Source organism: Corallococcus sp. 4LFB (assembly GCF_046520365.1).
Lineage (GTDB): Bacteria > Myxococcota > Myxococcia > Myxococcales > Myxococcaceae > Corallococcus > Corallococcus caeni.
Map to the genome: position 1 here is coordinate 1 of NZ_JBKGHJ010000324.1, position 10,266 is coordinate 10,266.

7 protein-coding genes and 1 pseudogene are annotated in these 10,266 nt (G+C 71.0%); all 8 read left to right on the forward strand.

All coding sequences use genetic code 11. The features are described 5' to 3' along the window. Positions 1 to 260: 260 nt before the first annotated feature. Entirely contained in the window at positions 261 to 470 is a 210-nt protein-coding gene (locus ACLEQD_RS28515; protein ID WP_410388288.1) for a hypothetical protein, read from the forward strand. A 182-nt stretch (positions 471 to 652) separates the two neighbouring features. Then, a complete protein-coding gene (gene ftsH / locus ACLEQD_RS28520) occupies positions 653 to 2,569 on the forward strand; it encodes an ATP-dependent zinc metalloprotease FtsH (protein WP_410388279.1) in 1,917 nt (638 codons plus the stop codon). 321 nt (positions 2,570 to 2,890) lie between these two features. Next, positions 2,891 to 4,897 (forward strand): DNRLRE domain-containing protein, encoded by a 2,007-nt coding sequence (locus ACLEQD_RS28525; RefSeq protein ID WP_410388281.1) that lies wholly within the window; start codon positions 2,891 to 2,893, stop codon positions 4,895 to 4,897. Positions 4,898 to 5,047: 150 nt separating this feature from the next. Next, entirely contained in the window at positions 5,048 to 6,271 is a 1,224-nt protein-coding gene (gene folP / locus ACLEQD_RS28530; RefSeq protein ID WP_410388282.1) for a dihydropteroate synthase, read from the forward strand. A 164-nt stretch (positions 6,272 to 6,435) separates the two neighbouring features. Then, on the forward strand, positions 6,436 to 7,830 hold the full coding sequence (gene glmM / locus ACLEQD_RS28535) for a phosphoglucosamine mutase (RefSeq protein WP_410388284.1): 1,395 nt from the start codon (positions 6,436 to 6,438) through the stop codon (positions 7,828 to 7,830). 101 nt (positions 7,831 to 7,931) lie between these two features. After that, entirely contained in the window at positions 7,932 to 8,657 is a 726-nt protein-coding gene (locus ACLEQD_RS28540; RefSeq protein WP_143904949.1) for a pyridoxine 5'-phosphate synthase, read from the forward strand. Positions 8,658 to 8,663: 6 nt separating this feature from the next. Further along, positions 8,664 to 9,038, forward strand: coding sequence for a holo-ACP synthase (locus tag ACLEQD_RS28545; RefSeq protein ID WP_410388286.1), 375 nt, complete (start codon positions 8,664 to 8,666; stop codon positions 9,036 to 9,038). Between the two features lie 14 nt (positions 9,039 to 9,052). After that, positions 9,053 to 10,266, forward strand: a pseudogene (locus ACLEQD_RS28550) (NAD(P)H-hydrate epimerase); the annotation flags it as partial.

Consider the following 10,266-nt stretch of genomic DNA (forward strand, 5'->3'; position numbering starts at 1 on the left):
CTCAGCGACGGCTTCCTGCTCAAGGCCACCGGCGGGCGGGTGCGCTGCGTGGGGCCCGGCCCCAGGCGCCTCCCGCGCCGTTGGTGCTCGCGGGGCCGGGGGCTCAGGGGGACTTTGGCGCGTGGCGCTTCCAGGTGGCGGAAGGATCCGCGCCCCCGGGAGTGTTGGCCCTGGTGTTGGAGGAGGGGACGGCGTGGCCACTCACGGTGCGTTCGAGGAAACAGGGCGATCGCGTCCGGACGCGCGCGGGCCACCGCAAGGTGCAGGACGCGCTGGTGGATGCCCGCGTTCCGGCGGAGGCGCGCGACGCGCAGCCGGTGGTGGTGGACGCGCGCGATGCCCCGCTGTGGCTCCCCGGGGTCGTACCGCGCTTCGTCGAGCCTGGCGCCGCTTCCCACACGGCGTCTTGCCGACACTCGCTGTGGGCCTTCCCGCCGGCTTCAAGCGAACGGCGGACCCCTCCGTTATAGAGTCGAAGCTTCGAAACAGGGGATGGTCGCGGTCCCCTAAATAGTTGAGGGCTTTTTGCTGTTGCTGATACGGTCCGTCGCTGGCCTGCACACGGGCGGGCGCCGGGCAACATGACGAAACTCGCCGGGGTTCCTCCTGGCACGGCCCTCATCCCGCCGAGTACCGAAAGGGCAGCTGAAACGTGCGTTCGACCTACAAGACCATCGGGCTCTGGGTCATCCTGATCGTCCTCTTCGTCGCCTTCTACAATTTCTTCTCGCAAGGCAACGAGCAGGTGCAGGAACCGACCTTCACCCAGCTTCTGACGAAGGTGGAGGAGAAGAAGGTCCGGGCCGTCTCCGTCAAGGGCAACACCTACTCCGGCACGTTCAGCGACTCGAACGACAAGTTCCGGACCACGGGTCCCGCTCCGGACGTGGCCGTGCTCAACCAGCTCCGCGCCGCCGGCGTGGACGTGAAGTACGAGCGCGAGGAGCAGAACAGCCTCTGGCTGACCATCCTCGGGCAGTGGATGCCCGTCGTCTTCCTGTTCCTGTTCTTCATCTTCTTCATGCGCCAGCTCCAGGGCGGCAGCGGCAAGGCGATGACGTTCGGGAAGTCCAAGGCGAAGCTCCTCAGCGAGAGCCACAACAAGGTCACGTTCGCGGACGTGGCCGGCGTGGACGAGTGCAAGGAGGAGCTGGAGGAGATCGTCGCCTTCCTCAAGGACCCCAAGAAGTTCACCAAGCTGGGCGGCCGCATCCCCAAGGGCGTCCTGATGATGGGCCCCCCGGGCACGGGCAAGACGCTGCTCGCCCGCGCGGTGGCCGGTGAAGCGGGCGTCCCGTTCTTCTCCATCTCCGGCTCGGACTTCGTGGAGATGTTCGTGGGCGTCGGCGCCAGCCGCGTGCGCGACCTCTTCGAGCAGGGCAAGAAGAACGCCCCCTGCATCATCTTCATCGACGAAATCGACGCCGTGGGCCGCCACCGTGGCGCGGGCCTGGGCGGCGGTCACGACGAGCGCGAGCAGACGCTCAACCAGCTGCTGGTGGAGATGGACGGCTTCGAGTCCAACGACGGCGTCATCCTCATCGCCGCCACCAACCGTCCGGACGTGCTGGACCCCGCGCTCCAGCGCCCGGGCCGCTTCGACCGCCGCATCATCGTCCCCCGTCCGGACCTGAAGGGCCGCCTGGGCGTGCTGAAGGTGCACACCCGCCGCGTGCCGCTGGCCCCGGAGGTGGAGCTGGAGGTCATCGCCCGCGGAACGCCCGGCATGACGGGCGCGGACCTGGAGAACCTGGTCAACGAGTCGGCCCTGATGGCCGCGCGCCAGAACAAGGAGCGCGTGGACCTGGCGGACTTCGAGCAGGCGAAGGACAAGGTCTTCATGGGCCCGGAGCGCCGGTCCATGATCATGACCGACAAGGAGAAGCGGAACACGGCCGTCCACGAGGCCGGCCACGCGCTGCTCGCCAAGCTGCTGCCCGGCTGCGACCCCTTGCACAAGGTCACCATCATCCCGCGCGGTCAGGCCCTGGGCGTCACCTGGAGCCTGCCCACCGAGGACAAGGTGAACGGCTACCGCAAGCAGATCCTCGACCAGATCACCATGGCCATGGGTGGCCGCATCGCCGAAGAGCTCATGTTCAACGAGATGAGCAGCGGCGCGGCGAACGACATCGAGCGTGCGACGGAGACGGCGCGCGCCATGGTGTGCCGCTGGGGCATGAGCGAGAAGATGGGCCCGCTGGCGTTCGGCAAGAGCGACGGTGAGGTGTTCCTGGGCCGCGACTTCAACTCGTCCAAGGACTACTCCGAGGACACCGCCCGGCAGATCGACTCGGAGGTCCGCAGCATCGTCGTGGGCTGCTACACGACCGGCAAGCAGCTGCTGACGGACAAGCTGGACGTGCTCCAGCGCGTGTCCGACGCCCTGGTGGAGTACGAGACGCTCGACGCTGAGGACGTGAACATCATCCTCCAGGGCGGCCAGCTCACCCGTGAGCGCCCGGCGCCGCGCGTGTCCTCCACGCCGAAGCCGACGGAGAAGAAGGACAAGCGGAAGATCCTCGACGCGCTCGAGGGCCTGCCCAACATGGAGCCGAAGAAGGCGTAACGCCTCTCAAGGCCTCCGGCCCGAAGTGACGAAGGCCCTTCCCGGTACCGGGGAGGGCCTTTTCGTTTGTGCTCGCGCCGCCTGCCTGGTGCCCGGACGGCGCTGAACGCCCGGCGCCATTCCGGCCCCTCCGCGTTCCCTCGCACCGTGTGGCGCTTCCCCATCCAGGGCACCGCGAGTGCGTCCCTGGGGTCCCGTCCCGTGTCCTCCAGCGGATTCACGCTGGCACCCCGGATGCAATTCAAAGGACCGCGGGGCTGGGAAGGCCTCGAGGGGGACGACACGACAATGCAGACCGGATGGAAGCGGGGAGCGCAGGGGGTGGCGGCGTTCGCGATGCTGGCGCTGTTGCCACGGTGCGGCGGAAGGGCGGAGTCGCAGGACGAGGGGCGGGACGGGGCACTGAAGGCGGTGGAGCAGGCGGCGCTGCCCACCGAGTGCCAGCCCCGGACGTACCTGGACGCGCGGACGCTGGTGGCGGTGCAGGACGGCGCGGTCCGCGAGGACCACCCGGACGTGAACATGAGCAGCCAGTCCACGCTGTACGTGGACGCGACGCCCACGCGCTATCAGTCCTATCTGCGCTTCAACCTGGAGGGAGAGGGCGGCGAGCTCATCCAGGCGCGGCTGCGGCTGTACGTGAAGAACGGCACCTCCACGGGCGTGTCGTTCCACGGGCTGCTGGGCGGCTTCGGGGAGAATACCCTCACGTGGAACAACCGGCCGGTGGAGGGCATCGCGGTGGCGTCGGTGGCCTCCGCCCCCACGGACTCGTGGCTCACGGCGGAGGTGAAGGACGCGGCGCGCTCGCGCTCCAGCCTGTCGCTGGCCGCCCTGCCCCTGGGGGAGGACGGGGCGGACTTCTCCGCGCGCGAGGCCTCCAACCCCTCGCGACGGCCGCAGCTGGACACGGTCTTCCGCTACGACTGGTGCACCTACCGGGGCAGCGGCACGCCCTCGCAGGCGTGGGCGAGGACGCTGGGGGGCGCGGCACGGGAGCGCGCGGCGGCGCTCTTCAACCTGCCGGATGGCACCGGCTTCGTGCTGGGGGGCCGGTATTTCGACGGGCCGGCGCAGGCGGGCGGCGGGGCGCTGCCGGGGCCCTCGGGCTTCCTGGTGGCGCGCTTCGACAACGCGGCCCAGCACCAGTGGTCGCGCGCGTATGGGGTGGGGCAGCAGGTGGAGCTGGGCGCGATGACGGTGACGCCGGTGGGCAACGTGCTGGTGGTGGGCACCTACCTGGGCAGCCCGGACCTGGGCACCGGAGCGCTGCCGTACATCGACCCCGACGCCGGCGCCGTGGGGATGTTCGTCCTGAAGCTGTCCCCCGTCGGCAACCCCGTCTGGTCGCACGGCTTCCGCGCGGTGAAGCGGCCGGACTGGGGCCAGGGGCAGGTCTATTCCTCGTTCGCCGTTCCCACCGTCGTCGCCACCGACGCCAACGGGAGCCTCATCGTCGCGGGCCACTTCGAGGGCTATCTGGACCTGGGCGGCGGCGAGCTCTACGCGGGGCCGCTGAGCGAGAGCCGGGATGATCAGACCCAGTCCCTCTTCCTGGCGAAGTTCGACTACAGCGGCGGCCACCAGTGGTCCCAGGCCTTCGAGACCCTGGACGAGTACACCGAGGCGAACGCGCTCACCACGGACGCGGTGGGCAACATCCTGATGGGCGGCCGCGGCAACAACCCCGTCCTCGCGGGACCGGACATGCGCGTGGGCACGGCCTTCGTGGCCCGCTTCACCCCCAGCGGGGCTCCGGTGTGGGGCTACGGGCTGAAGGGAGGGGCCATCGGGCGGATCCGCGGCCTGGCGGCCCTGCCCGACGGGGGCGTGGCGTTCTCCGGAGGCTTCAACGGGAGCTTCACCTTCAAGGGCCAGACGTATTCGAGCAACGACCCCACCCACGACGTGCGCCCGGATGACGGCGTGTTCGGCACGCTCACCGCGTCCGGCGGCGAGGGCTGGGTGCGCGTGCTGACGACCTATCCCGGCGGGGACATGGCCGAGCAGGTGGCGGTGGACGGTGCGGGCAACATCGTGGTGAACGGCGCCGTGTCGGCGGACACGCTGGAGCTGGGGGGCGGAGCGCTGGGCACGCCGGGCCTGCCCCGCAGCGAGCAGTTCCGGTTCGTGGCGAGCTTCACCCCCACGGGGGACCACCGCTGGTCGCGCATGCTGGGGCCGCGGGTGGCCAACGCGTTCCTGGCGGTGCTGCCGGACGGCGCCACCCGGCTGGCCTTCACGTTCGACGGCTCCACGCCGGTGGGCGCCACGACGTTCACGTCGGCGGGGCAGACGGACATGGGGCTCATCCAGTTCAGCCCGTAGCGTCCTGCTGGAGGTCCGGGCCCGGTCTTCCCTCCAGGAGGGAGCACCGGGCCCTTTTCCGTGTTCCTCGCCTCCTGCTATCCAGGGGGATGGGGCCGGTCGACCTGGGTTCGCTGCCGTCCCCGCGCTTCTCCCCAGGGGGACCTGACCGTGCTGCGTGCCCGCCTCATCTCGCGAGACCGTCCCGACGACCTGTCGCTGGTCCTCCGCCGCCTGAACCTGTCCCCCCGCGGCCGCGAACACCTGACGCGCGAGCTGGGCCACGCGCACGTGCTCGTCACCGGCGGCCGTCCCTCCTACGAGGAGGAGCTGGTGCCGCCGCACGGCTCCAAGGAGCGCGAGAAGCTGCCCACCTGGACGCCGGGCGGACACGTGGACCATCCCGGCGAGGTGCTGCTGTCCGGCAGCCGCCAGCAGTTCGACCGGCTGATTTCACTCGCCCGCAGGTCCCCGCGCACGGACGGCCTGGCGCGCGTGCTGGAGGAGGTGCTGTCGCCCCCGCCCATGCCGGCGCTGACCCTGAGCGGGCGCCGGTTCGAGTGGGGCACGCGCACGTACCTCATGGGCGTGGTGAACGTGACGCCGGACAGCTTCTCCGACGGCGGCAGCTTCCCGGACGCCTCCAGCGCGGTGGAGCACGCGCTGAAGCTGGTGGACGCGGGCGCGGACATCCTGGACGTGGGCGGCGAGTCCACCCGGCCGGGCTCCCTGCCGGTGTCCGCGGAGGAGGAGCTGTCGCGCGTCCTCCAGGTCGTGGAGGGCATCAAGCGCCGCTCCACCGTGCCCATCTCCGTGGACACCATGAAGGCGGCCGTCGCCAAGGAGGCGCTCAAGGCCGGCGCCCACCTCATCAACGACGTCACCGGCTTCCACTCGGACCCGGCGCTGGCCGGAGTGGTGGCCGCCGCGGGCGCCGCGTGTTGTCTGATGCACACCCAGGGCACGCCGAAGACGATGCAGCAGGCCCCCCGCTACGACGACGTGGTGGCCGAGGTGATGGACTACCTGGAGGAGGGGATGTTCCAGGCCACCGAGGCGGGCATCCCTCGCGAGCGCATCCTGCTGGACCCGGGCATCGGGTTCGGCAAGACGCTGGAGCACAACCTCTTCCTGCTGCGCCGGCTGGGAGAGCTGCGCGGGCTGGGGCAGCCCCTGCTGGTGGGCACCAGCCGCAAGTCCTTCCTGGGGAAGCTGACGGGCGGCAAGGGCCCCCAGGAGCGCCTGGCGGCCACCCTGGGCTCCGTGGCCGCCATGGCCGTCCTGGGCGGCGCGGACGTGGTGCGGGTGCACGACGTGGGGGAGGCCCGGGACGCGCTGGCGGTGGCGGACGCCATCCGGAGCGCCCGGGGTGGCGGCGACCTGTACGGCGGCTGACGGAGACAAGCCCTGGCGTCCGGGCTGTTCAGGTCCGCACGCCCGGGTGCTTGCCTGGGTGGCACCGCATCCCTAGCTTCGGGCCCACGTGCCGGACGGGGTATAAGCCCCCGGACGTGAGTGGCCGGAGCCCTTCCGGCAATGGGAAAGGTGGAGCGGCGCACATGGCGTACAGGATGGACATGCCCCCCAAGGAAGCGCAGAAGACGGAGCGGCTGTTCGGCACGGACGGCGTTCGTGGCGTCGCCAACGTCTATCCGATGACGGCCGAGGTCGCGATGAAGCTCGGGCGCGCCCTGGCGTACCTCATCCGCAACGGTCCGCACCGCCACCGCGTCATCGTGGGCAAGGACACGCGACTGTCCGGCTACATGCTGGAGCAGGCGCTGTCCGCCGGCCTCATCTCCATGGGCGTCGACGTGGAGCAGGTGGGCCCGCTGCCCACGCCCGGCATCTCCAACCTCACCACGTCCATGCGCGCGGACGCGGGCGCCGTCATCTCGGCGTCCCACAACCCGTACCAGGACAACGGCATCAAGTTCTTCTGGCGCGACGGCTTCAAGCTGCCGGACGAGACGGAGGCCAAGATTGAAGAGCTGGTCTCCAGCGGCGAAATCGACAACATCCGCCCCACGGCGACGAAGATTGGCCGGGCCATCCGCCTGGACGACGCGCGGGGCCGCTACATCGTCTACCTGAAGGCCACGTTCCCGCGGGAGCTGACGCTGGAGGGGATGACCATCGTGGTGGACTGCGCCAACGGCGCGGCGTACCGCACGGCGCCCTCGGTGCTGGAGGAGCTGGGCGCGAAGGTCATCGCGCTGGGCGTGTCCCCGGACGGCAAGAACATCAACCACAAGTGCGGCGCGCTCCACCCGGAGGGCCTGTCCAAGTCCGTGGTGAAGCACGGCGCGCACCTGGGCATCGCGCTGGACGGCGACGCGGACCGCCTCATCGTCGTGGACGAGAAGGGCAACGTCGTGGACGGCGATGCCATCATGGCCATCTGCACGGGGGAGCTCGTCGCGCGCAAGGAGCTGAAGAAGAAGACGCTCGTGTCCACGGTGATGAGCAACATCGGCCTGGAGCGCGCGGTGGCGCAGTGGGGCGTGAAGGTGGTCCGCACGCGCGTCGGTGACCGGCACGTCGTGGACGAGATGCGCCGCAACGGCTACAGCCTGGGCGGCGAGCAGAGCGGCCACCTCATCTTCCTGAACCACACCACCACGGGCGACGGCACGCTCGCGGCGCTCCAACTGCTGGCCGTGATGTGCCGCCAGCAGAAGCCGCTGTCGGAGCTGGCCTCCATCTTCCAGCCGGTGCCGCAGACGCTGCTCAACGTCGTGGTGAAGCAGAAGCGCGAGCTGGGGGAGCTGCCCACGGTGATGAAGGCCATCAAGAACGTGGAGCAGAAGCTGGGCAACGCCGGCCGCGTGCTGGTGCGCTTCTCCGGCACAGAGCCCAAGGCCCGCGTGCTGGTTGAGGGCGAGGACGCGGCGCGCAACGAGGCGTACGCCCGCGAAATCGTCGAGGCGCTCTCCAAGGCGCTCAACGGCTAGCGACAGCGGTTGACTTCCGGACGCCGGCCACGAATAGAGGGGCCGGCGCGGGCCCGGGCCTTTGGACCCTCCCGCACCGCGCCAGCGCAAGGAGCGGGACGATGGGACAGCGACTGGGTGTCAACGTGGATCACGTGGCGACGCTGCGTCAGGCGCGGCGCACCGTGTATCCGGATCCGGTGACGGCCGCGGCGATGGCGGAGCTGGCCGGCGCCCGGCAGATCACCATCCACCTGCGCGAGGACCGGCGCCACATCCAGGACCGGGACCTGCGCATCCTCCGCGACACGGTGCAGACCCTCCTGAATCTGGAGATGGCCGCCACCGCGGAGATGGTGAAGATCGCCTACGAGTACAAGCCGGACGTGGTGACGCTCGTCCCCGAGCGGCGCGAGGAGCTCACCACCGAGGGCGGCCTGGAAGTGGCCGGCCAGCGCGAGTCCATCGCGAAGATCATCAAGAACCTCAAGGACGGGGAGATCGCCGTCTCGCTGTTCATCGACCCGGATCTGGACCAGGTGCGCGCGTCGCACAAGGTGAACGCGGACCGGGTTGAGCTGCACACGGGCCGCTACTGCGAGGCGCGCAACGAGAAGGAGCGCGCGCGGGAGCTGGCGCGCATCGTGGACGCGGCCAAGGCGAGCGCGAAGCTGGGCATGGGCGTGGCCGCGGGCCACGGGCTCAACTACGACAACGTGCAGGCCATCGCGCGCATCCAGGAGATCGACGAGCTCAACATCGGGCACGCCATCGTGGCGCGCGCGGTGCTGGTGGGCTTCGAGCGCGCGGTGCGCGAGATGCTCGAACTGATGCGCGACCCGGGGTAGCCGGCCATGCCCATCGTCGGCCTGGGGTTGGACCTCTGCTCCATCGAGCGCATCCAGCGCATCCTGAGCGGTCCGCGCGCGGAGGCGTTCCTTCAGCGCGTGTACACCGACGGGGAGCGGGCCTACTGCGCGCCACGGCATGACGCGGCCAGCGCGTACGCGGCCCGGTTCGCGGCGAAGGAGGCGCTGGTGAAGGCGATGGGCGTGCCTCCCGGCGTGAAGTGGCGGGACATGGAGGTGGTGCGCGAGGGCGGTCCGCCGCGCTTCGTGCTCTCCGGCGTGGCCCGTGAGGTGATGGAAGCGCGGGGGTGGGAGGCGATGCTCGCGCTCACCCATGATGCCGGCGTGGCCGCGGCCACGGTGGTGCTCCAGACGAAGTAGGGAGGTTGGAAGCCATGCAGCGCGTGCTCACCGCCGTCCAGATGCGTGAGGCCGAGAAGGCCGCCGAAGAGCAGCACGGGATGCCGTCCGGGGTGTTGATGGAGAACGCGGGCCGCGCGCTCGCGGAGGCCGCCCGGAGCCTCGCGGGCCCGGGCGGGCGCTTCACGGTGCTGTGGCGGCCCCGGCAACAACGGCGGGGACGGCCTGGTCGCCGCGCGCTTCCTGCTGGAGGGGGGCGCCCGCGTGGTGGTGTCGCTGGTGGGGGACACCGGGAAGCTCACCCCGGAGGCGAAGCGCAACCTCCAGGCGCTGGAGGGCTTCGGGGAGTCGCCGCGCGCCTTCGAGGTATTGCCGGAGGCGGGCCCGGGCGACGTGGTGGTGGACGCCCTCTTCGGCACCGGCCTGAAGCGCGCGCCGGAGGGCGTCTTCGCGGACGCCATCGGCACCGTGGCGCGGTGGCGGCGCGCGGGGGCGAAGGTGGTGGCCGCGGACGTGCCGTCCGGCCTGCAGAGCGACACGGCGGAGCCCTTCTCGCCGTGCGTGGAGGCGGACGTCACGGTGGCCTTCGGCTTCGTGAAGCCCGCGCACGAGCTGGAGCCCGGCGCGTCGCTGTGCGGCGACGTGCGGCGGGTGGACATCGGCCTGGGCGGTGAGTCCACGCGCGCGGTGTCCGGGGCGGAGCTGTTCCGCGTGGAGGAGAAGGACGCGCGCGACGCGCTGCCGAAGCGCCGCGCGGATTCGCACAAGGGCACCTACGGCCACGTGCTGGTGGTGGCGGGCAGCCCTGGCAAGACGGGCGCGGCGGCGATGGTGGCCCTGGCCGCGCTGCGCAGCGGGGCGGGGCTCGTCACGGTGGCCACGCGCGCGGAGGCGCTGCCGTGGGTGATGGCGCACTCGCCGGAGATCATGGGCGTCCCGCTGCCGGGTGAAGGCCCGCTGGGCAAGGGCGACCTGGAGGCGCTCAAGGCCGCGCTGGAGGGCAAGGACGCGCTGGTGATGGGGCCGGGCATCCCCCGGGGCCCGGAGACGGGCGCGCTGATTGGCGACCTGCTGGCGTCGGTGGACGTGCCCGCGGTGCTGGACGCGGACGCGCTCAACGCGGTGGCGGAGGACCTGACGGTGCTGCGGCGGGCGAAGGGGCCCGTGCTGCTCACGCCGCACCCGGGGGAGATGGCGCGGCTGTGGGGCCGGACGACGAAGGACGTGCAGGCGCACCGCGTGGGCGTGG

Excerpts from the sequence above, each read along its gene's own strand:
- glmM (WP_410388284.1), top strand. The coding sequence starts at position 6,436 with ATGGCGTACAGGATGGACATGCCCCCCAAGGAAGCGCAGAAGACGGAG.
- ACLEQD_RS28540 (WP_143904949.1), top strand. The coding sequence starts at position 7,932 with ATGGGACAGCGACTGGGTGTCAACGTGGATCACGTGGCGACGCTGCGT.
- ACLEQD_RS28545 (WP_410388286.1), top strand. The coding sequence starts at position 8,664 with ATGCCCATCGTCGGCCTGGGGTTGGACCTCTGCTCCATCGAGCGCATC.